The organism is Spongiactinospora sp. 9N601 (assembly GCF_044326295.1).
Lineage (GTDB): Bacteria > Actinomycetota > Actinomycetes > Streptosporangiales > Streptosporangiaceae > Spongiactinospora > Spongiactinospora gelatinilytica.
Genome location: NZ_JBIRBB010000029.1, coordinates 1 through 22,410, shown reverse-complemented (window position 1 = coordinate 22,410; position 22,410 = coordinate 1). Strand labels below are relative to the sequence as shown.

18 protein-coding genes and 1 pseudogene are annotated in these 22,410 nt (G+C 68.6%); 13 read left to right on the top strand and 6 right to left on the bottom strand.

Annotated elements, in window-relative coordinates:
- Nucleotides 1-5: 5 nt before the first annotated feature.
- From ACH34R_RS41540 to ACH34R_RS41515, 6 genes are read left to right on the top strand one after another with little or no spacing between them, the layout of a single operon-like run.
- Nucleotides 6-788: an alpha/beta fold hydrolase gene (locus ACH34R_RS41540; RefSeq protein ID WP_397567116.1), complete on the top strand. Its 783-nt coding sequence runs from the start codon at nt 6-8 to the stop codon at nt 786-788.
- Complete coding sequence (locus ACH34R_RS41535) at nt 785-1,225, top strand: hypothetical protein (RefSeq protein WP_397567115.1); 441 nt, start codon at nt 785-787, stop codon at nt 1,223-1,225. The genes ACH34R_RS41540 and ACH34R_RS41535 overlap by 4 nt, the downstream gene beginning before the upstream one ends.
- On the top strand, nt 1,225-2,235 hold the full coding sequence (locus ACH34R_RS41530) for a right-handed parallel beta-helix repeat-containing protein (RefSeq protein WP_397567114.1): 1,011 nt from the start codon (nt 1,225-1,227) through the stop codon (nt 2,233-2,235). Before ACH34R_RS41535 ends, ACH34R_RS41530 begins: the two co-directional genes overlap by 1 nt.
- Nucleotides 2,232-3,173 (top strand): ABC transporter ATP-binding protein, encoded by a 942-nt coding sequence (locus ACH34R_RS41525; protein WP_397567113.1) that lies wholly within the window; start codon nt 2,232-2,234, stop codon nt 3,171-3,173. Before ACH34R_RS41530 ends, ACH34R_RS41525 begins: the two co-directional genes overlap by 4 nt.
- A gap of 2 nt (nt 3,174-3,175) precedes the next feature.
- On the top strand, nt 3,176-4,354 hold the full coding sequence (locus ACH34R_RS41520) for an ABC transporter permease (protein ID WP_397567112.1): 1,179 nt from the start codon (nt 3,176-3,178) through the stop codon (nt 4,352-4,354).
- A complete protein-coding gene (locus tag ACH34R_RS41515) occupies nt 4,351-5,505 on the top strand; it encodes an ABC transporter permease (protein WP_397567111.1) in 1,155 nt (384 codons plus the stop codon). The genes ACH34R_RS41520 and ACH34R_RS41515 overlap by 4 nt, the downstream gene beginning before the upstream one ends.
- Nucleotides 5,506-6,419: 914 nt before the next feature.
- Here ACH34R_RS41515 and ACH34R_RS41510 read toward each other — a convergent pair.
- The 5 genes from ACH34R_RS41510 to ACH34R_RS41490 form a co-directional block, all read right to left on the bottom strand.
- Nucleotides 6,420-7,037 (bottom strand): tyrosine-type recombinase/integrase, encoded by a 618-nt coding sequence (locus ACH34R_RS41510; protein WP_397567110.1) that lies wholly within the window; start codon nt 7,035-7,037, stop codon nt 6,420-6,422.
- A 68-nt stretch (nt 7,038-7,105) separates the two neighbouring features.
- Entirely contained in the window at nt 7,106-7,393 is a 288-nt protein-coding gene (locus tag ACH34R_RS41505; RefSeq protein WP_397567109.1) for a hypothetical protein, read from the bottom strand.
- A 606-nt stretch (nt 7,394-7,999) separates the two neighbouring features.
- Nucleotides 8,000-10,498 carry a S8 family serine peptidase gene (locus ACH34R_RS41500; RefSeq protein ID WP_397567108.1) on the bottom strand — a complete coding sequence of 833 codons (2,499 nt, stop codon included), beginning with the start codon at nt 10,496-10,498 and terminating at the stop codon, nt 8,000-8,002.
- A gap of 9 nt (nt 10,499-10,507) precedes the next feature.
- Entirely contained in the window at nt 10,508-13,462 is a 2,955-nt protein-coding gene (locus ACH34R_RS41495; RefSeq protein ID WP_397567107.1) for a S8 family serine peptidase, read from the bottom strand.
- Nucleotides 13,463-13,824: 362 nt separating this feature from the next.
- Nucleotides 13,825-14,469: a MerR family transcriptional regulator gene (locus ACH34R_RS41490; protein WP_397567106.1), complete on the bottom strand. Its 645-nt coding sequence runs from the start codon at nt 14,467-14,469 to the stop codon at nt 13,825-13,827.
- Nucleotides 14,470-14,625: 156 nt separating this feature from the next.
- On the opposite strand from ACH34R_RS41490, the gene ACH34R_RS41485 reads away from it, so the two are divergent.
- From ACH34R_RS41485 to ACH34R_RS41455, 7 genes are all read left to right on the top strand, one after another.
- Entirely contained in the window at nt 14,626-16,017 is a 1,392-nt protein-coding gene (locus tag ACH34R_RS41485; RefSeq protein ID WP_397567105.1) for an ABC transporter ATP-binding protein, read from the top strand.
- Between the two features lie 31 nt (nt 16,018-16,048).
- Nucleotides 16,049-16,429, top strand: coding sequence for an ATP-binding cassette domain-containing protein (locus ACH34R_RS41480; protein ID WP_397567148.1), 381 nt, complete (start codon nt 16,049-16,051; stop codon nt 16,427-16,429).
- Nucleotides 16,426-18,171, top strand: a complete 1,746-nt coding sequence (locus tag ACH34R_RS41475; protein WP_397567104.1) for an ABC transporter ATP-binding protein — start codon at nt 16,426-16,428, stop codon at nt 18,169-18,171. Before ACH34R_RS41480 ends, ACH34R_RS41475 begins: the two co-directional genes overlap by 4 nt.
- Nucleotides 18,172-18,197: 26 nt before the next feature.
- A complete protein-coding gene (locus ACH34R_RS41470) occupies nt 18,198-18,425 on the top strand; it encodes a hypothetical protein (protein WP_397567103.1) in 228 nt (75 codons plus the stop codon).
- A 427-nt stretch (nt 18,426-18,852) separates the two neighbouring features.
- Nucleotides 18,853-19,182: a hypothetical protein gene (locus tag ACH34R_RS41465; protein WP_397567102.1), complete on the top strand. Its 330-nt coding sequence runs from the start codon at nt 18,853-18,855 to the stop codon at nt 19,180-19,182.
- The gene (locus ACH34R_RS41460; protein WP_397567101.1) at nt 19,154-20,515 is read left to right on the top strand and encodes a serine hydrolase domain-containing protein; all 1,362 of its coding nucleotides are present in this window, start codon (nt 19,154-19,156) and stop codon (nt 20,513-20,515) included. The genes ACH34R_RS41465 and ACH34R_RS41460 overlap by 29 nt, the downstream gene beginning before the upstream one ends.
- A 313-nt stretch (nt 20,516-20,828) precedes the next feature.
- Nucleotides 20,829-21,974, top strand: coding sequence for a DUF418 domain-containing protein (locus ACH34R_RS41455; RefSeq protein ID WP_397567100.1), 1,146 nt, complete (start codon nt 20,829-20,831; stop codon nt 21,972-21,974).
- A gap of 212 nt (nt 21,975-22,186) precedes the next feature.
- Here ACH34R_RS41455 and ACH34R_RS41450 read toward each other — a convergent pair.
- A pseudogene (locus ACH34R_RS41450) lies at nt 22,187-22,410 on the bottom strand (IS5/IS1182 family transposase); the annotation flags it as partial.

The following is a 22,410-nucleotide window of genomic DNA, read 5'->3' as shown; positions in this document are numbered from 1 at the left end:
GCGCCATGACCGTCTTCACCTTTGAGCACCGGCCGGGCGACGCCGCGCGGCCCACCGTCGCCTTCATGTCGGCCCTGTTCGCCGGCAAGTGGATCTGGGACGGTCAGTACGCCGCTCTCGCCCGTGCCGGCCACCCCGTCCTGCGGACGAACGAGGCGATCTGCGCGTTGGACAGCAAGGTGGCCGGGTCCATCGAACGCCTGGGTGACGCCCTGATCGAGGCGTGCGACGAGGCGGGTGCGCAGGAGATCGTGCTGTGCGCGAATTCGCTCGGCGGGCTGGTGGCGATCGACCTGGCCGGCCGCCGCCCCGAGCGGATCCGCGGCATCGTCGTGAGCGGCGCGCCCGGCCTCACCCCCGACCCCGACGTCGGGCTGAGCTTCGACCGCAGGGCCAGCGTGCGCCCACAGGGCGAGGAGTTCCGCGACCGTATGCTGTGCGCGCTCTTCCACGGCGAGCATCTGTTCACCGACGAACAGATGATGGAGACGGCGCAGATGCTCAGCAAGCCGGCCGCGATGCTCAGCATGGCCAGGAGCATCAAGGCGACACGCACCTACCGCGTCAGGCCGGCGATGGACAAGGTCACCTGTCCCTCCATATACATCTGGGGTCGGCACGACAGGATGACCCCGATCGACGCCTGGCTGGAGCTGCTGACCGACTACCCCGCCTGCGAGGTCGTGGTGGTGGAGGACTGCGGGCACATCCCCATGATCGAACAGCCCGGCGCGTACATCGCGAGTCTGGAGCGCTTCCTGGACGGGCTCGCGGAGAGTGACGCGTGAGCGAGCCCGCCGTCCTAGTCGGTGTGGACATCGTCGCTGAGGAACGGGTCGCCGAGGCCGCCCGGCGCGGCGGCGCCGCCTTCCGGCGACGGCTGCCGACGCCGGAGTCCTTCCCGGTCAAGGAGAGCTTCATCAAGGCCGTGGGCGGGCGGGCGCATGGGTTCCGCTGGGACGACTTCGAGCCTGCCGGACCCGTGCCGCCCCAGGCCGCCGGGCTGCTGGACGATGCCGCGACCTGCCTGGCAGGATCGATCGGCCTGCCCCTGACGCACCGCGCCACCTACACCATCCGCCGGGCCAGCCGCCGAGCCGCGCTGACCAGACTGGGGGTGCATAATGAGGACGCACCGGTGCTGGGCGCGGCCCGCTGGGGCCGGGGCGACGGACTGCTAATCGCGGTGGCGATCGTACTCATCGACGACCCGATGGAGGCATGATGTCCGAGGTGTTCGTCCGGCCGGGGGAGCCGGTCCAGGAGGCGCTCGACGCCGTGGGCGCGGGCGCGACGGTGCGGCTGGCCGAAGGAGAGTACGCCGGAAGCCTGTGGATCAAGCACGGCGGCGTCAGCCTGGTCGGCGCCGGAGCGGGACGCACGGTGCTGGTGCCCGGCAGCGGCGCGCCCCCGGGCATCCCGCCCCTGCACGAGGCCCAGGGAGACGTGCTCAGCGGGATCAGCGTGCACGAGGTCGCCGACGTCACCGTGCGCGGGCTGTCGCTCCGCGGTTTCTCGGGTGCCGGCGTCTACGCGCACACGGTCAGCGGCCTCCTGCTCGACGATCTGGAGGCCCTCGACAATGCCATCTGGGGGCTGTACATCCGCGAGTCCACGGGCTGCGAGGTGACCTCCTGCCGCGCCTCCGGCAGCCAGTACGCCGGGGTGGCCCTGAGCTTCTGCAAGGAGGCCGACGCGCTCGTCGCCGGCAACGAGACGTTCGGCAACGCGTTCGGCATCTTCCTCGACAACTCCTCCAAGGTTCGGCTGCTCCGCAACACCTGCCACGGCAACGCCGCCGGCATCCTGGCCATCAACCAGACCTACGAGGGCGAGCCGGAAGGCGGGGTGGCCGACTGTCTCATCGCTGACAACGACCTGTACGGCAACCGGCTGGCCAGCGGCAGCACCCCCGGCGGGATCGGCGAGGCGGGCCCGCCGATCTCCGGGGTCGGCCTGGCGTTGATCGGCGGCCAGCGGGTTTCTGTGGTGGGCAACCATGTGCACGACAACCACCCGAGCGGCCCGTCCGTGATGGGCTCTGCGTTCGTCGTGGCCTCCTCCAAGGAGTGGGGCGGCGACGACGCCTTCGACAACCACATCCTCTGGAACCGGGTCACCGGCAACAGCCCGCTCGATTTCCAGATCGGCGGGGACCCGGAGGCACACACGTTCTTGGCCAACTTCGCGGGCGCCGGGGAGCCTTCCAACCTGGCGGGCTGGTCAGGCCCGTGACGGCGACCTTAGTCTGCGTGGGCCTGTCCAAGTCGTATGGAGACCTCGCCGCGGTCCAGGACGTCGGTCTCCGAATCGAGCCCGGGGAGTCGTATGGGCTGCTCGGCCCGAACGGCGCCGGCAAAAGCACGACGATCTCCATGCTCGTCGGCCTGCTGCGGCCCGACTCCGGAAAGGTGCTGATCGACGGCAAGGACTTCGCGGCCGACCCGATCGCGGCCAAGAAGAAGATCGGCTACGTGCCCCAGGAGATCGCGCTCTACCCCGACCTGACCGCCCGCGAGAACCTACGGTACTTCGGCCGGCTCTACGGCCTGCCGCGGAAGGCGTTAGCAGGCCGGATCGGCGAGGTGCTCGACCTGGTCGGCCTGACCGACCGGGCGGACGACAAGGTCTCCACGTATTCCGGCGGGATGAAGCGCCGGATCAACATCGGCGCCGCGCTCCTGCACCGGCCCGCGGTGCTCTTCCTCGACGAGCCGACCGTCGGCGTCGACCCCCAGAGCCGCATGGCGATACTCGACGGGGTCGAGCGGCTCGTCGCCGACGGCATGAGCCTGCTTTACACCTCCCACTACATCGAGGAGGTGCAGCGGCTCTGCAAGCGGGTCGGGATCATCGACCACGGCAAGCTCATCGCCGAGGGAACCCCGAAGGAACTGGTCTCCCGCATCGGCGGCGCCGACCGCGTCGAGCTCACCCTCGACACCGACGACATCGAGACCGCGCTCACCCTGCTGCTGGACGTCGAGGGGGTCACCGAAGGCGCCCAGACGGGCGACGGCGAGGTACGGCTGATCGTGGACGGCGGCAGGAACCTGCTCCCCGCCTTGCTCGCGGCCGTGCATGACGTCGCCGGCGTGACCGCGGTCCAGATCGCCGAGCCCGACCTGGAGGCCGCTTTCCTTTTCCTCACCGGCTCCACGCTGCGGGACTGACGATGCTGAGACCCGTCCTGGTCGTGAGCGCGCAGGAACTGCGTACCCGGATCTTCGACGGCACCGCCCTGCTGGTCGCGCTCGTCGCCCCCGTCCTGCTGGCCACGATCTTCGGCCTGGCCCTCGGAGGGGACGACCCGCCGTTGCACGCCACCGTCGGCTACGTCGATCTGGACGGCGGCGAGTTCCCCCGCAGCGTACGCGGCGAGATGGCCGCGTCCGAGGAGCTGAAGGGGGTGCTGACCCTACGCGACCTGCCCTCCCGGGAGGAGGCCCAGCGCCAGATCGACGAGGGAACGATCGGGGCCGCGATCGTCTTCCTGCCTGGCTTCAGCCAGAGCGTGGGTGCCGGGCGGGGCGGCGAGGTGACCGTGCTCAGCGCTCCAGAGGCCCCGCTCGCCGGGATGCTCGCCCAGACCGTCGTGGACGGCATGTCCGCGCTGGTCGAGGCCAGGACGCTCGCCGTGCGCGCCTCGATCGCCACTGGCGTGCCCGCCGCCGAAGTGCAGGCGTTCGTGGAGCGCAACGGCGCGGGCGGTCCCGCGCTGGCGCTGTCGGCCGACTCCCTGTCGGGCGGGAAGGTCGATCTGGCCGTCTACTACGGCACCGGCATGGCCGCGCTCTTCGCCTTCTTCGTGGCCGGGACGTCCGTCCGAGGGCTGCTCACGGAACGGCGGCTGGGCACGCTCGACCGCACGCGGGTGGCGCCCATCCCGCTATGGACGCCCGTGCTGGCCAAAGCGCTGGTCGGGTTCGGGCTGGCGCTGGCCAGCATGTGCGCCACCTGGGCGTCCTCCGTGCTGATCTTCGGCACCACCTGGGGAGACCCGGCCGCGGTGCTGGCGCTGTGCGCCGCGCATTCGGCCGCCGCCGCCGCGATCACCATGCTGGTCGCCAGCCGGGCGCGCACCGAGGCGCAGGCGGACGGGGTCATCATGGGCGTCTCGTTCGTGGTCGCCTTCTTCGGCGGGAGCCTCGTACCGCTGCACAACCTGCCCGAGTTCCTGCGGCAGGCGGCCCTGTTGACCCCCAACGGCTGGATCTCCTCCGGCCTCATCGAACTGGCCGGCTCCGGCGGCGGGATCGCCGCGGTGACGGTCCCGCTCGGCGTGCTGTGCGCTATCGCGCTCGTGGCCGGCGGCCTTTCGGCCGTCGGCTTGCGGAGAGGACTGACCGGATGATGCAGGGAGCGCTGCGTCCCGTGTTCGCCTTGGTGGCGGCCAACCTGCGGCGCCACGCCCGCGACCGGATCGGGCTGTTCTTCATCGTGGTGATGCCGTTCCTGGCCATCGCGTTCGTCGGGCTCGCGATGGGCGGCGCCGCCACCGGCAAGGTACGGCTGCCGGTGGGTGTCGTGGCGCAGGACTCCGACCCGGTGGCGACCGCCGTGCTGGAGCAGATGCGCGGGCACCCCGACCTCGACATCGTCGGAGTAGCCGGCGAACAGGACATGCGGGATCGGGTCAGAACGGGCGAACTGGCCGGCGGGCTGGTGATCCGGCCCGGCTCCACCCGGCTCGACATGGTGGTGACGCAGTCCAACGGCAGCGGCCTGGCCGCCCAACGGACCGTGGGCGTCGCCGTCGGGCGGGTGGCCGCGATGCTGGAGGCCACCCGCGCGGCCCGCGCGGCGGGCGCGACCGAGTCCGAGGCGGCGGCGTACGTACGGGCGGCGCAGGCGGACGCGCCCGACGTCGAGGTGGCCAACACCAGCGCCACCCCCGGCACCCCGCGCGGCTTCGCCTACACCGCCCCCGCCAACCTCCTGCTGTTCACCTTCCTCAACTCCATGGCCGTGGCCGCCGGGCTGGCGGAGAGCCGCGCGCTCGGCGTGATCAGGCGCTCGCTCGCCGCCCCGGTCAGAGAGTGGTCGGTCCTGCTCGGCGAGACGGTGAGCAGGTTCGTCATCGCCGTCGCGCAGGCCGCCATGATCATGGTGGTGAGCGCGCTTCTGTTCGACGTCTCCTGGGGCGACCCGCTCGGCACGGCCCTCGTCGTCGTCGCGTTCTGCCTGGTCGCGACCGGGGCCGCGGTCCTCGTGGGCAGCCTCGTGCGCTCCCCTTCGCAGGCGCCCGCGATCGGCCCGCCCCTGGGGATCGTGCTCGGCATGCTCGGCGGGTGCCTGTGGCCGAAAGAGGTCGCGGGCGAGCCACTGACCACGATCGGCTACCTGTTCCCCCACGCCTGGGGCATGGACGCGCTCCTCGTTCTGACGCGACCCGGAGCAGGAGTCAGGGACGTGGTCACGGAGCTCGCGGTGCTCGCCGGGATGGCGGCGGCCCTGCTGGCGATCGCCCTCGCGGTGTTCCGCCGCGCCACGCGCGAGAACTGACCGCTCCCCCAGAACACCGCGCCGAACCCCGGCGACACCCTTGTGCGATCTGCATGGCTCGCCCGATCCTCACAAGTTGTCCTCGCTTGCGACGCCCACGATCCAGACGACGCCGAAGCGGTCCTTGAGTATTCCGCAGAGAAGGGCCCCACCACGCGGGCCGACCGGCAGCACGGTGCCCGCCAGCGGGGCGGCCAGGACGTACCACTGCTCGCCTGCGTAGGCGCGGATGAACCGCGTCCAGCCGAGACGCCGGGCAGGAGGGAGACCCCAGCACCCCGATGGCCATGCGGCGGGTCAGCGCCACGGTCTGGGCGTCGGCCAGTGGGCCCCGCGCTACTGGCTGGCCGTTGTCGGTGGCGGTCGCGCCGCACGCGAGCATATGCGGAGGGGACCGGTACCGCCGGCAGGTGGTCTTCGCCGTGGCAGAGGCGCAGTTCGTGCATGTGGCGGAAGGAGACGATTGCGGCGATCAACGCGACAAGGGGCACGCCCGTGGTCGTGGTGCGCTGAATTCGGTGATCCGGCACATCTCACGCTCCTGCGGTCCGCCCGGGTGTCCGGTTCCGCCGCGAGGTGGGGGCAGTGGTCGGGATATCTGCAAGACGACCTGACGGCCGCATCTAGTGAGGCCACAGCCAGGGCGATCCTCCTGCCCATAGGGGACTGGACGCCGTTCCCCGGCTGTGGGTGTCTCGCAGGGGGCACCGCTGAACTTCCTTTGGAAACGTGTGCTGGCCTGCGGAAACGCAGGCTGTTCGCGTTTCTGGGGTGTGCGGCCGGGTGCCACCGTGAGCAGCCGAGTGCCTTGATCACGTACCGCTCACGTACCGATCTCCAAGGGCCTGGCGGCGCGCGTAACGCGGAGAGGGGCCAGCAGTCTGGCTGGCCCCCCTCCGCTCGTCTACTTGGTGTCACATGGCTTCGCCGTCGTCGCAGCCGTCCGGTCCGGCCGAATCGCCGAGAGCGCCGTTGATCAGGCCCCGCCAGAGGTGGTCTTGCCCGTCGATGCACTTGGCGTAGATCTTCAGCAGGACTTCGACCCTGTGCCCGGCCCACTGGGCGACCTGGGTCGCGGGAATTCCGGCGTTGAGCCGCATGGAGATTCCTGCATGCCGAAGGTCGTATGGGCGTTTGGCGAGCTGTGTGCCCACCTGCTGTGGTGTGAGGGCGAATGCGCGGGCGAGTTTCCACGTGCGGACGTAGCCGGACTTGTGGGGTGTTCCACCACGTTCCGTGCGGAACAGGCGTCCGTCGGGCGCAACGCCGAACCGCTTGATGTGATCGCGAAGAATGGCCACCAGTTCGGGAGGAATCGGAATGATCCGCTTGGCCTTACGGGGGCGCCCCTTCAATCCGCGTACCTCGTGAACCTGACCGCTGTCGGTCCACTCGCTTCCCACGGTGGGTGTTGATCCTCCCAGCGTCACCCGTTCCCATCCCGCGGCCGGAAGGTCGCAATCCTCCTCGCGCAACGCCGTGACCTCGCTGGGGCGCATCATGGCGTAGTACATGCAGGCGAAGAGCGCCACGAGTTGTTCCCCGCGCCGCCAGCCGGCGGGATTATCTCAGCTTGTCTAGCAAATGGCGACTTGCCGTACTAGCCCACCAATCCCCATAGGGAACTAACCACTATCGAGACATGAATCAGCGAAAGATACTGGATGGGAATCCAAAAAATAGTGTGCTCGCGCTCAGGGCGATTCATTCGTCGCCCTTCGAACCATATCAGTGCAGCCATCCCTAGTTGAAGTACTACAAAGGCTGCCGTGCCCAGCGAAAGAGAGAGATCGTGAGAAATCCAAGCGCTGATTAAAAACGAAACAGGCTGCCATAATAACGATGCTACGAAAACCAGCAACCCATAGCCCTTGTAAAAGATGATCATCGCCGCTCCCTGCCCAAGCCCATGGAGTCTCGCTAATGCGATCCTTTGGTACCGGGGCCTGCATGTCAATGTGGGCAAACGCAAGAGTTGCTGATTCCGTGGCCGTGTCCGCCTCGGCCACCGCATGCGCATGCCGTCCGTGAGCGCTGGCGACAGCAGCGAGGTAGCGAGGGCGGAGCATCGGGTACGGCGGCGCGCATTCGCGGAGAAACCCTCCGTGTAGTGAGGGCTGTCCGGCATCGAATGCCGCGACGGAGCCCCTGAGATGCCTGAGAGCCCCGAACGCGCCGGTAGACCCCATTGGGTGGGGTGGCCTCTCGCGTACCTCCCAGCGCCCCTCAATCTTGATCACGTACGAGTGTCGTATAGGCGATGGCGCGTACCGCACGTTTGCGCAGCTAGGCGCCGTAATGTGTACCGGTCTTCGGAGCCGGGTGCGTAGGTTCGAACCCTACAGGGGCACCGCTGGTCTTCCTTACGTGTGACGCCACGCGGCGGGCGGGGCCGGGTGGTGGCCCTGCCCGCCGGTGGGCTTCGCCGGGTTGGCGAATCCGGAGACGACGGTGGTGATCTGAGGACACCGCCGCACTGGTGGTTCGGGTTCGGCTACCGCCTGGGTACGGCGCCAGGGGTGTCGGCGGTGAAGGTCAGGCTCTGCCCGTTTTTGATCGACGGGCTGTCGTAGGAGTACTGGAACGCGTCGGTGCCGTCGGCGTTCTCGATGCCGATCGTGGCGGCCACGCCGTGGTCGCCGGTGCCGTCCACGTCCTTGTAGCGGTAACTGATCGTGCCGTCCTCACCGAGCAGCACCGAGAACGACAGACGGTCGGTGCTGCCCTCCGGGTCGTCGATGCGGACGTTTCGCCACTCGACCACGAAGGTTCGGTTGGGGGCGGTGCCGGCCGTACCGGTGTAGATGTCGGACTCCGCGTCCACGTTCAGGGTCGCCCAGTACGGATAGAGGGCGAGGTTCGGCGCGTTCGGATTCGGCAGCGGAGTGTGGCCGTCGTTGGAGATGGCCTCGAAGGAGATCACCCCGCTGGACTCGATCCAGACCTCGGAGTAGGTCTTGCCGTAGAACGGCATCGCGAACGGCAGCCTCGCCTGCATGGGGAAGGAGAGCCGGTCGGTGCCCGCGACGTACGGCTCGGTGCCGGCCTCGCAGGTGTACCCGAACGTGTCCCGCCGCACATCCAGCGCGACGTTCCTCGTCACGTTCCCGGCGACCGTGACCTGGTGGGCGGCGGTGGTCACGCAGTGCGAGGCACCGGAGGTCTCCAGCCGATAGGACCCGTGCGGGAGGGTGATCTGATAGCGGCCGGAGGTGTCGGTGACCGCTTTGACCGGCGTGTCCGGCACCAGCACCGTGGCACCCGCCTCGGCTGCGCCGCCGGCGGTGACCGTGCCGGTCACCGTGCCGTGCGGTAGCCGGAGCAGGTCGAAGTTCCCGGTCGCGACCTGCCCGTCCACGATGGTCACGGTCCGGCTGGCACTCTGGTGGCCGAACTTCGACGCCGTGATCTCGTACCGGCCCGGCGGTAGGCGCAGCATCGAGTAGCCGCCGTTCGCCGCCGTGCCCACCTTGTGACCGGAGGTCGCCGTGACCCGCACTTCGGCGTCGTGCAGAGGGCTGCCGCCCGCGGTGACCGTGCCGCGCAGGGCGCCGAGCGCGTCGTCGGGGACGGCCCGCACGGCGGCGTACGCGTCCAGCGCGCCTTCGCCGAAGACGTTGTTGTCGTCCGGCGTCCCGCCGCAGTCGGACGCGGGCATGTCGATGGCGGTGTCGTCGAGCAGCCGCCGGGTGGCGTCGATGTCACCCCGGAGCGAGGGCGCCGCCGACCACATCAGCGCCACCGCGCCCGCCACGTGCGGCGACGCCATCGAGGTGCCGCTCATGAGCCGGTAGTCCCCGTAGGGGGCCGAGGAACGGATATCGACTCCCGGGGCGGAGATGTTCGGCTTGATGTCCCCGTTCCGCCCAGGGCCCATGGCCGAGCCGCGCCCGAGTTCGCCGTCGATGTTCAAGGAGCCCGAACTGTAGCTCTGTGGGTACACCGCCGGCGTGTCGCTCGATCCACAGCCCATTTCGCCGTTGTTGCCGTTGGCGAACATCGGGAAGATCCCCGCCGCGATCCAACTGTCGACGATGTGCTCGTAGCTCCTGTCCGCAGGGATTTCCCAGGAGTTGTTCACGATGTCGGGTACCAGGTCGTAACGGACGTTCTGGCCGTTCAGGTCGGTCGGCTCGATCAGCCACTGCCCGGCCGCGATCAGCGAGGTCTCCGCGCAGCTCCCCACCGTGCACCCTCTGGCGGCGATCCACTTGACTCCGGGCGCGACTCCGATGCCGTTCTCGCCGGCGACGGTGCCGGTCACGTGGGTGCCGTGCTCCTCCGTGCCGCACGGGCCGAAGTTCGCGCATTCCTTGTGAGGGTCGAACCAGTTGTAGTTGTGATCCACGCGTCCGTCGGCATGCCTGCCGCGGTACCGCGCGGCGAGCGCCGGGTGGTCGAAGTCCGGCCACGTGTCGATGATGGCGACGACGATGCCCTCACCGCGGTTGTTCAGCTCGTTCCACACCTGTGGCGCCTTGACGCGGTCGATGTTCCACTCGACCGCGTTCGCCGCCTTCCCCTTGGCCCGCGGCTGGACCTTGCCCGGCTTGGGCTCGGGCATTTCGATCTTATCGATGGGATCGATGGCGGCGACTTCGGGGAGCGCCGCGATCTCGCTCGTCAGCTTCGCGTCGGCGGTGACCTTGACGGCGTTGACGATCCAGAACGGGGTGTGTTCGGCCTTCCGTTCGGTCAGCAGCCGGCGCAGCCCGGCCTGGGACTTGTTCGCGTGGGCGGACTTGGCGTCATGAACCGCCTTGGCCTTGGCCGCCTTTGTGCCGGCCGCGCGGGCGGTGGCGAGGCTCGCCTCGCCCTTGAGCCGGACCAGGTAACTGGCCTTGCCGTCCTTCAGGTCCGTGAGGACCGCTTTGTCGATCTTTTCGTTGCCGGGTTCGGCGTGTGCGCTGATCGGTGGGGCGGCGAGCGTGAGTACGGCGAGCAGCCCGATCAGCGCCCGGAAACGGGTGTCATGTCGTAATCGGTGAAACATGCACTCTCCTTATGCCGAAACGGTGAGGGTCACCGGGATCGTGATGGTGGGTTGTCGTCCGCTGGCGGAGCGGATGGTGACTTCGCCGGTTCTGGTGTCGCCGGGGGCCAGGCCGGTGGTGTCGGCGGTGAGCGTGAGCGTGGCCGAGGCGTTTCGGAGGAGTCCGCCCGCGGCGGGGGAGACGGTCAGCCAGTCGTCCTCGGTGGTGGCCTCATAGGGGGTGGGCGCGGTGCCGCCGTTGGTGAGGGTCACGGTCGCGGTCTTGGTGGTGCCGGGCGGGGCCGTCACATCGCTTCGGGCGGGAGCCGCGGTGACCTTGCCGGTGATGAGTTCGGTGTTCAGGGTGGTGACGTCGTTCGGGGTCACGGTCACGTCTTTGAAGGCGGTGCCGTAGTACTCCTTGGACACTTCGGCGGAGCGTTCTCCAGCGAGGATCTGGCCGGTGAAGGTGCCGTCTTCGCCGGTGGTGAGGGTGGCGAAGTGCGGGAATTCCACTTTCGCGCCGGCGATGGGCTCGCCGTCCCCGGCGTCGGTGACCTTGCCGCGCACCACGCCGTACTCGGCCGCGCTGAACGTGATGCTCTGGCCGTCGCGGAGCGAGAGGGTGTCGTAGGAGTACTGGAGAGGGTCGGTGCCCTCGGCGTCCTCGATGCCGATCGTGGCACTGCTGCCCTGGTCCCGCGCGGTCTGGATGTCCTTGTAGCGGTAACCGATCGTGCCGTCCTCGCCGAGCAGCACGGAGAACGAGTGGCGTTCGTCGTTCGCCTTGCTCGGGGCGACGTTCCGCCATTCGATCACGAAGGATCGGTGCGGTGCCGTGCCCACCGCGGCGGTGTAGACGCCGCTGTCCGCATGGAGCCGCAGCATTTCCCAGAAGGGATAGACGGCCAGATTCGGCTCCGACAGGTCCGGAAGTGGTTCGTTGTCAAAGGTCGGGAAGGGCTCGGCGAAGGAGGCGAAGCCCTGAGCGGTCACCCAGATCTCGGACCGGGCCACGCCGTAGAACGGCACTGGGAAGGGCAGCGCCACCCGCGTGGTGGGTTGCGTGTCTCCCAGCGGGAGTCGTTCGGTGCCCGCCACGTACGGCTCGTCGCCGACCTCGCAGGTGTAGCCGAAGTCGTTCCGCTTGACCGACAGGGCGACGTTTTCGGTGATGTCCCCGGCCACGGTGATCTGCGCTGCGGCGGTGGCGACGCAGTGCGAGGGGGCGGTGATGTCCAGCCGGTGGGAGCCGTGCGGAAGCGGCAGTTCGTACCTTCCGGCGGCGTCGGTGACGGTCTTGAGCGGTGTGTCGGCGGCCACGACCGTGATACCCGCCTGGGGGGTGTTCTCCACGGTGATCGTTCCGGACACCACCCCGTGCGGTACCCGGGTCAGCGTGACGTCCGCGGTCGTGGTCTGGCCTGCGACGACGTTCACGGTCACCGGAGCGGGACTCGTGTGACCGTACCTGGACGCGGTGATCTGGTAGGCCCCGGGGGGCAGACGCGGCACGGAGTAGGTGCCGTCGGTGCCGGTGGCGACCGTACGGCCCTGCGGCCCGGTGACCGTCACGTCGGCGTTCGCCACGGCTTGGCCGTTCGCGGTGACCGTGCCGTTCAGGGTGCCCAGCGGCTGGGCGGGCGCGGCGGTGACGGCGGCGTAGGCGTCCAGGCGGCCTTCGCCGAACACGTTGTTGTCCTCGGCGGTTCCGCCGCAGGTCAGATCCGCCGTGTCGATGGCGGTGCCGTCCAACAGCGCCCGGGTGGCCGCGACGTTTCTGCGCAGTGCGGGGGCGGCCGACCACATCAGCGCCACCGTGCCGGCGACGTGGGGCGACGCGTGCGACGTACCGCGCCGGCTGCCGTATGTGCGGCCGGGCTCTGAGGAGCGGATGTCGACTCCGGGCGCGGCGATGTTGGGCTTGATCTCGCCGCCCTTACCCGCGCCCCTGCTGGAGTCTGAGGCGATCTCGTTGTTCACGTCGAAGGAGCCCGCACTGTAGCTCTCGACGTTCCAGGCGGGAGAGTAGGTCGACGTGTCGCAAATCGCCCCGTAGTTGCCATTGGCGAACGCCGGGAAGATCCCCGCTGCCAGCCACGCGTCGAAAACAGGCTGGAACAAGTCATCTCTGGTGAGCCAGCTCCAGGAGTTGTTGACGATGTCCGGAGCGAGGTCAGGACGGGCGTTCTCGCCGTTGAGGTCGGTGGGAGCGGCCATCCACTGACCGGACTGGATGCCATCCGCCACCGAATCCCCTTCGGTGGCGGCGATCCACCTGGCCTTGGGGGCCACGCCGATGCCGCCCTCGCCGACTATGGTCCCCGCCACGTGGGTGCCATGGCCGGTGCTGTCACACGGAGCGTCTCCGCACAATTCAGTGGTGAACCAGTTGTGGTTGTGGTCCACGCTTCCGTCGGCCCGCCTGCCGCGATACTGCGCGGCGAGCGCCGGGTGCTCGAAGTCCACCCCGGAGTCGATGACGCCAACGAGGATGCCCTCACCCTGGTTGTTCAGCTCGTTCCACACCCGGGGGGCGTTGATGCGGTCAATGTTCCACTCGACGGCGGCGGTCCCGGCCTTGACCCTGGGATGGGTCTTGCCGGGCTTCGGCTTCGGCTTCTCGATCTTCTCGTTGGGCTCGATGGCGATGACCTCGGGCCGTCCGGCGATCTCGGCGGTCAGTTTCGCGTCGGCCGTCACCAGGATCGCGTTGACGATCCAGAACGGCGTGTGCTCGGCCTTCCGCTCGGTCAGCAGTGCGCGGAGCCCGGCCTGCGACGTCTTCGCGTGCGCGGTCTTGGCGTCGTACATCGCCTTGCCCTTGGCGGCCTTGGTGGTGGCGGCGCGGGCGGCGGACAAGTTCGCCTCGCCCTTGAGGCGGACGAGGAACGTGGCCTCGCCGTCCTTCAGGTCCGCGACGACCGCCTTGTCGATCTTTTGGTTGGCGGGTTCGGCGTGTGCCGTACTCTGCGGTAAGATCAAACTTAAGGTGGCGAGCAGGCCGATGAGCAGTCGGCCGAGGGCCGGCCATCGGCGGTTTGGGGGATGGGACACGCGTTCTCCTTCTGATAAGGCGAACTTCCAGGTGCGCGGGACGCGGACCGCCCCGCCCTGCGGCGGAGACCGGAGGTTCATCCCGGTCCCCGCCCGCGAAGACCCTGCACCAGGGCGTTGACCATCCAACAGGCCGATTCGTTGTTCACTTTCTGGTCGCCCCTCTGGCGACACGCGGCGGGCGGGCCCGGTAATGGGGGAATGGACCCGCCTTTTGTGCCAGGCTCACCTGGTCGGGCAGGTGGGGGTCCCGGCGACCGTGAGTTCCGTGCTGGTCGTCTGGCCCGGTCTCACGCCTTTCGCTGTCGCGTGTTCTGCCGGTGCCGTCGTTGCTGGCACGCACGTGAGCAGTACTTGCGGTGCCGGCCCCGGGTCGGCTGGGTGATCGGTGTCGCGCACACGGCGCAGCGGCTCAGGACCGAGACGGTTTCATCACGCGACGCCCTCTTTTCATCACGCTTCCCGCGGGGTGCCTCGCCTCGCTGGATCGACTGCGCCGCGTCGACAAGGCCGTGCGTGCGAACGCGCCCGCACGGCGTATGGTCGGCCAATTCCTGATCAAGGTCCGGGCACTCGCCGATGATGTCGTCGTCTGGGCATCGCAGTAGGTGCAGCAGGTATCCATGAGTGTTCTGAAGCCTGCGGATCTGCTCTTCGAGTAGATCCGCATGCTGCTGCACGGTGCTCCTCCACTGCTGATTTCGATACTTTCCCGACGTGACTACGGCCGCCTGCGCAAGGGGCATCGATCCCGTGACGCAGCACAGATACGCGAGACCGATGCGACGAAGCTCCGTCTCCGTGTAGACGCGGCGCCCGTTCACCCGTGGCGGCTTCGGAAGCACCTGCTGCGACTCCCACCATCTCAACGTTGAGGGGGCCAAGCCGTAGAGGGCCGCTGCTTTGCCTATCGAGACGCCGTCTGGATCACTCATGTCTCTAGTTGACATGAAGTCGGCTTGAAGACTCAAGATTGAAGCGAGGTTAGGCATACCTAACTTCGTCGAGGAGGCCATGGCGGACGCGCGGGAGAGCGCCCCACGGCTCCGCCGATTCGAGTACGGACTGTGGTCCACAGAAGGGACACCGAGTTGAGCGCAACGACCGAGGTGCGTCCGGCATCCGCGAGAGAGCCGGCCGCCGAGACGAGCGAGCCGGTCGGACTGGCCAAACCTGGTGCCCTTGCCCGGTTGTTCGCACCCATCCGGATCCATCTCATCATCTGCGGCATTCTGTCGGCTCTGTCCGCAGCCGCGGGGATCGTGCCGTACATCGCCGCCGCCCAGATCGCTCGTATCCTGCTCGAACACACCTCCGGAGCAGCCGGCGCGGTCTGGACGTGGGTCGCTGTCGGAGCGGGCGGTGCGGCGGTGTGGCTGGTCCTCCTGGTGCAGTCCTCCCGCATCGGTCACTACGCGGATGCGAAGATCCTGCACTCCCTCCGCGTTCGTATCGTCCGGCGGCTGGCCACGTTGCCCCTGGGATGGTTTCGCGCGACGGGCTCTGGACGGGTCAAGCGGGCGATGACCGGCGACCTGGAGGAGATGCACGAGGTCATCGCACATGCCCTCGGCCAGCTCACCGGCGCCGGCACCGTGATCGTCATCAGCGCGACCTACTTGCTGCTCGTCGACGTGCCCATGGCGCTGATCACCCTGGGAGTGCTCGCCCTGATGGGGCTCGGCTACCGCATCTCGATGCGATCGATGACCACTCACGTGAACCGGCTGATCGCCGCCGAAGGGCGTATCAGCGCGGCGAGTGTCGAGTATGCCGACGGAATCCAGGTGGTCAAGGCGTTCGGCACCGGCGGCCGTATCCTCTCGCGGTACGACAGCGCCGTGGATGAGTACGCGGACGCGTTCGCCGCGTGGGTGGCGGAGGTGCGGTACAGCACTGCGGCGACACGACTGTTCGGCTCAGAAATGGCCGTGCTCGTCGTTGTGACGGCGGCCGGGCTCACGCTTGTATCGCACGGGTCGCTCACCGTGGCGGACCTCATCGCCTTCCTGGTCGTGGCGATCGGTCTGCCGACATCGATCCTTCCTGCCGTCAAGGCCGCGCAAGGTGTCCGCAAGGGGCGTATGGGGGCAGCCCATATAGAGCGGCTTCTCAATCGCGCACCGATGCCTGAGCCCGAACAGCCGAAGGTGCCGCAAGCGTTCGACGTTGCTTTCGAACGCGTTTCCTTCTCTTACGACGGAGCGACCAACGCGGTCGAGGATGTCACCGCCGAGTGTCCCGCAGGCCGGGTGACCGCGATCGTCGGTCCATCCGGTGCGGGCAAGACGACGCTGACGAGCCTGCTCCCGCGCTTCTACGACGTGACGGGCGGGGCGATCCGGATAGGAGGTGTCGATGTACGAGACATTCCGTCGACGGAGTTGCTGGGTTCGATGTCCTTGGTGTTCCAGGACGTCGCGCTGTTGAGAGACAGCGTGGCGGAGAACATTCGCATCGGGCGACCAAGGGGCTACGGATGAGGAGGTCCGCCGGGCGGCGGTCGCCGCGCAGATTCACGACGTCATCCGGAGGCTGCCCAAGGGGTACGACACGATTCTCGATGCTGCCGGAGGCAGTCTGTCCGGAGGCGAGCGGCAACGGTTGACGATCGCGCGAGCGATTCTTTCGGGCGCACCGATCGTCGTCCTCGACGAAGCCACCGCCGCGTTGGATCCCGACAGTGAGGCCGCGGTCCAGGACGCGCTGGCCGCTTTGGCGGTCGGCAAGACGGTGATCGTGATCGCGCATCGGCTGAACACGATCGCCGCCTCTGACCAGATTCTCGTGCTGGACAACGGACGGCTCGTCGAACAAGGCAAGCATGCCGCGTTGCTTGAGCGACGAGGTCTTTACGCCCGGATGTGGGCCGCGCAGGAAGGGTCCCTCACGTGATCCGCCGGTTGTACAGGTTGTGGCCGGAACCTCGCCTGCTGGGCCGTCTATGGCTGCTGACCTCGGCGCAAGCCGTTCTACAGGGCCTCCTTCTCGGCCTGCTCGTCCCGATCCTGGACACGGTCGTGGCCCCCGACCCCGATATCTCTGTGGCCGCTCCATGGCTGATGCTCGGGGCACTGGGCGCGGTGGTTTACGGGGTCCTGACCGTCGCCGCCGACCCGGTGGGCTTCGCGGCGGCGGGAACACTCGCGGCCGGGTTGCGCAAGCGGCTGATGCGCCAGGTCAGCACGCTGCCGCTGGGATGGTTCAGCGCCGAGCACAAGGCACGGCTCGCGCGAGGCGTCACCGCGGACGTGGGAGACGCGGCCAACCTGGCCGTGACGATCGGAGGTCCCGTCATCACCTCCACATTGCTGCCCGCGACGGTCGTCGTGGTGACGTTGGCGGTCGATTGGCGCGTCGCGGTGCTGCTCTGTGTCATCGCGCTCCTGGCGGCCTGGGCGTTGCGGCACGCCGCGAAAGTGGCGGCCGAAGCGGAAATCGAGTTGGAGCGGGCTGCGGCCGAAGTGGCCGGCCGTGCCATCGAACTGGGGCAGGCGCAGCCGGTTCTGCGTGCCGCCGGCCAGGCCGAGGGCACACCTCGGATGAACGCCGCGCTGGAGGACCACCGCGATACCTACCGCGATGGTATGGACCGGGCGCGCCGCCCGTTCTTCCTTTACACCGCTGTGATCGCCGCCGGATTCGCCGCGGTTCTCGGACTGATCGCCTGGCTCCTGCTGAGCGAGCACGCCGGCGTCGCCGAGGCGATCGCCCTGCTCGTGCTGGCCACGCGCTTTCTGCAACCGCTCGGCAATCTCATCGACCTCATCGGCGCCCTGCGGGCGATGACCAACAAGATCGCCCGTATTGAAGAACTGCTCGCCTCGCCGGCCCTGCCCGTTCCAGCCGATCCGGTGCGCGGGATCGACGGCGCAGATGTCGAACTCTCTGACGTCACCTTCACCTATCCGGGCGGTGACGTACCGGCACTGCGCGCGGTCTCGATGCGATGCCCATCAGGGACGACGACGGCACTGGTGGGGCCATCGGGCTCAGGAAAGACGACCGTGACCCGACTCGTCGCTCGCTTCTTCGATGTCGACGCCGGGCAGGTGCGCGTCGGAGGCATCGACGTGCGCGAACTCGATCCCGAGACCTTGCTCGACCAGATCGCCATCATTTTCCAGGACGTCTATCTGTTCGATGACACCATCGAGAACAATCTGCGGCTCGCCCGACCCGAGGCGACCTGGGATGAACTCAGGGAGGCGGCCCGCGCGGCCCGCCTCGACGAGGTCATCAAGCGACTCCCGGACGCCTGGAACACCCGCGTCGGTGAGGCCGGCGCGCAACTGTCCGGCGGCGAAAGGCAACGTGTCGCGATCGCCCGCGCGATCCTCAAACAGGCCCGAATCGTGCTCGTCGACGAGGCCAGTTCGGCACTCGACCCCGAAAACGAAGCCGCCATCACCCAAGCCATCGTCAACCTCGGTGCCGACCCTGGCCGTACGGTCATCGTGATCGCGCATCGCCCCGCCACCCTGGCCGCCGCGGACCATGTGGTCTCCCTTGATGCCGGCGAGGTCGTGGAAGCCGGCTCACCCGATGACCTGTTGCGGACCGACGGGGCGTTCGCAAGGATCAGTCGGCAGTACCAGCAGGCGCGGTACTGGCGCATCGGGACAACGAGTCACTGACCAGGGTTCGGGGAAGAGAAGGGCGGGTGACGATGCAGGCGCCGGAGGTCTCGCGTGCGGTGGCTGCGGCGATGGCAGTCGTCTCATCGCTCGGCCTGGCGGCCGACGATGCGGTCGTTCTACACGACTCGAACAGGCTCACCCTGCGACTGCTGATCTTCCTTAAGAAACGTGTGCTGGCCTGCGAAAATGCGGGCCGTTCGCGTTTTTGGGGTGTGCGGCCGAGTGTCACCGTGAGCAGCCGAATGCCTTGATCACGTACCACTCGCGTACCGGCCTCCAAGGGCCTGGCCCCTCTCCACTTCCCTTTCGGGGTTATCGCGTACACGGCCGGCCGTCGCCAGTGCCGGCGGCGATCAGATCTGATGCGGTGTGGTGTCGGCGCGGCAACGGCCCTGAGTGTGCAGCACTTGCGGCGGCGCTCGTGGTCGTCGGCGCTTGCGTCGTATCCGTGGCCCGGGGAGGCCGCGGCGATCGATATCTCCGGCGGGCTGACGCAGCCCGCCTTCTCCAAGGGGAGGGCTGCGGGCCACCGCACAAGCAGCGAGCAGCACCTCGGCTATTCATTGTTGCTACATACTGGTAGTCAGTGTTACTTTGTACCGGTAGTCAGCAGCACTGAGTAGCCGAAGCGGGGGCCCTCCATGGCAAGCGATTCGACGGCAGCGCCGCCTCGTCGACGTGGAGAAGGTCCCCTCCGCGAAGGGCCCCCCGCGCCAGGTGTACTCCCTCAACGATCGGGGGCGGGAGTACCTCGATGCGTTCTGGAAGACCTGGAGCTTCCCGGCCGAGAGGCTCGAACAGCACTCCCTCGGCTCCCTCGCGGCCACCGGGGGGAAGCTTCAGGAGATTCTGCGCGAGATGAATATCGGGTGGCGCTGGAGGGCCGCGCTGCGCCTGACCGTTTCGGCCGATCCGGGCGTGCGTCTTCTCCAAAAGTCTCAGATCCCTGGATTTCAGCTCCCTAGAAAGGAATCAGAGCATGGCAGACACGACAAGCGGGACACCTGAACAGGGACGCCTCGGGCGCCGGACCGTGTTGAAGGGCGCGCTGGGCGCCGGCGCGCTCGCCGGCGCAAACGCCGTCCTCGCCGGCCGCGCCAACGCCTCCGTGAGCGGTGGTGGTGACGAGGTCGAGCGCGGTGTCGAGCACGGCTGGGGGAAAGTCGCCGACGTGTTCCGCGCGAACTTCGGAAACCCTGGTGAGGTCGGCGCGGCGTGCAGCGTCTACGTGGGCGGCCGCCCCGTCGTCAACCTGTGGGGCGGCCTCGCAGACCGTGAGGCGAAGCGGCCGTGGCGCAAGAACACCATCGTCCAGGTCGCCTCCACGACGAAGGGCGCCACCGCGATCTGTGCTCACCTGCTGGTCCAGCGCGGTGAGCTGGATCTGGACGCCCCGGTGGCGCAGTACTGGCCGGAGTTCGCCGCGGCCGGCAAGGAGCAGATACCGGTGCGCTGGCTCCTGTCGCACCAGGCCGGCCTGCCCATCGTCGACGGGCCGCTGACGTTCGAACAGGCGTGCGCCTGGCACCCGGTCATCCGTGCACTTGAGGCCCAGAAGCCGCTGTGGCAGCCGGGCACCGAGCACGTCTACCACGGCGTCACATACGGGTTCCTGGTCGGCGAGGTCGTACGCCGGATCACCGGCAGGTCACTCGGCACCTTCTTCGCCGAAGAGGTGGCCGCCCCTCTCGGGCTGCGGGCCTGGATCGGGCTGCCGGAGAAGGAGGAGAAGCGGGTGGCCCGGCTCCACGACGCGGCCCCGTTCAGCCTGGAGGAGCTGCTGGCCGGGCTGATCGCGACGACCGGGCTCGACGCGGACACGGTCACCGCATGGGTGAACGCCGTGTGGGCTCCGGGCTCGGTCCAGGCCCGCGCCGGCGAGCTCGGCGGCGCCCTCACCGACCCCAAGGTGTTCGCGACGCGCGCCTGGCGCGCGGCCGAGTTCCCTGCCGCGAACATGCTCGCCGACGCCCGGTCGCTGGCGCGGATGTACGCCGCCACGGTCAGCGACGTCGGCGGGGTGCGGCTGCTCAACCCATCGACGGTCGAGACGATGACGGCCGTCCAGACCGACAGGACACCGATGCACGGGCTGCCGCCGGGGCTGAACCTCCCGGCCGACCGTTCCTTCTACATGTCGCTCGGGTTCTGGCGAGCCTGCCCACCGCTGCCGATGACCGGGCCGGGGTCGTTCGGCCACCCGGGCTCCGGCGGATCGATCGGCTTCGCCGACCCCGACGCCGGTGTCGGTTTCGGCTACGTCACGAACCTGTGGAACTACCGGCCCGACGACCCGCGGGCGTCGAACCTGGCCAAGGCCGTCCGATCCTGCCTCGGATGACCGGACTCCAGGAATCACTACAGGAACCGGCAGCCCACCACGACATCCCGGCGCCGCACGCCCCACCCCGCTCGCCCAGATCTACCGAGCCCTGGCTGCCCGGCGCGGCGTAACCCGACTCACCCGTCCGGCCGACTCGACGGGCACACCGGGCCGCTCGCCCGGCTTCGCACATAACACCAACGTCCGGCGCTGACCTGACGGCAGGTTCGTCACCCCATGCCCTCCCGTGGCAGGTCCAGCGCGGGGCCATGTCGTCATGCCCAGAATCCTCTTTGTCTCCTCCTCGTCTCCCTTCTCTCAGGAGTGATCCATGCCTACCGTCCCTCCAGGAAGCGTGCAGGCGCCCCCTCCGACACGGGTCCGTGCGCTTGCTCCCGACCTGGCGCGCGGCGTCATGCTGTTGTTGATCGCGTTGGCGCATGCGCCGACCTTTGTCAGCTACGCCGACCTCGGCCCGTCGGCGCTCAACACCGTCAGCCAGTTCCTCAAGGTCTTGGTCGCCGACAACCTGGCGCGCACGATGTTCGTGTTCCTGTTCGGGTACGGGCTCGGTCAGCTGGCCGGCAACAAGTTCGCCCAGGGCAACGATTGGCCCTCGGTCCGCAAGCTGCTGCGCCGCCGGGGGTTCTGGCTGCTCGTCATCGGGTTCCTGCACGCGACGCTGCTGGTGCCGATCGACATCGTCGCGACGTACGGCATGGCGCTACTGATCATGGCGTCCATGATCCGCGCCCGTGACTCGGTCCTGCTCTGGACCACGGCGATCTCTTTTGTCCCCGCGACGGCCATCGTGGCATGGACGACCGTCCGCGCGCACGCCGCGGCGGTCGGCGGCCACCCGGAGTCGCTGCCGCCGCTGATGAAGGACGACTTCGCCAGTCAGTTGCTCTTTCACCTGCTGCTGTGGCCGGCCAAAGCACCGGGGACGGTCCTGCTCGTGGTGCCCGGCATCGCGATCGGCCTCTGGGCCGCGCGGCGCCGGATCATCGACGAGCCCGAGCTGCACGTGGCCTTGCTCCGCCGCGTCACCGTCTCCTTCCTCGCCCTGGCCGTTGCCGGCAGGCTCCCGATGACGCTGATCTCGGCCGGGATGTGGACGACCGACTCGACCTGGCTACCGGCGATCGCGCACACGATCGCCGGGTACGCCGGCGGCATCGGACTGGCCGCCGCCATGGGGCTGATCGCCGTCAAGATCGGCGACAACCGCGGGCGGCTCACGACCGCGCTGGTGGCGCTCGGCCAGCGCTCGCTGAGCTTCTACCTCTTCCAGTCCGTCGTGTTCGTGGCCCTGTTCTATCCCTTCACGCTGGACCTGGCCGATGCCATGGGCGCCGCCGCCGCACACGCCATCGGCGTGGCGGTCTGGCTGCTGTCGATCGTGCTGGCGGACTGGATGCGCCGGGTCGGCCACCGGGGGCCCTGCGAGATCGCCCTGCGTCGGCTGTCCCGTTGACCTGCACGGCCGGCCACCCCCGCCCTGTGCGTGGGGCCGGCCGCCGCGGGCGCGATCATCCAATCTCCGAGCGGCCGGGTGAAGGCGTACCGCGCCGGGCGGTACTCGGCGCGGCCGTACCACGGGCCACTCGGCGGGTGCCTGCGGGCGTTGCACGCCGGGAGCCGGCCGATCACGCCCTGGGGGCGTTCTAGGGCGTGTATCAAAGTTGATCAGAGCCATTCGTTGACCGCGGCGACGAGGACGGTGGCCTCGTACCGGGTGGCGAGCTTGTCGTATCTGGTCGCGACGGCACGGTGGCGTTTGAGCCGGTTGATACCGCACTCCACAGCGTGACGCAGCCGGTACAGCACCGAGTCGAAGGCGGGCGGCCGCCCTCCCCTGGAGCCCCTGGCACGGCGGTTGGCGTCCTGGTCGGCTTTGCTCGGGATGGTGG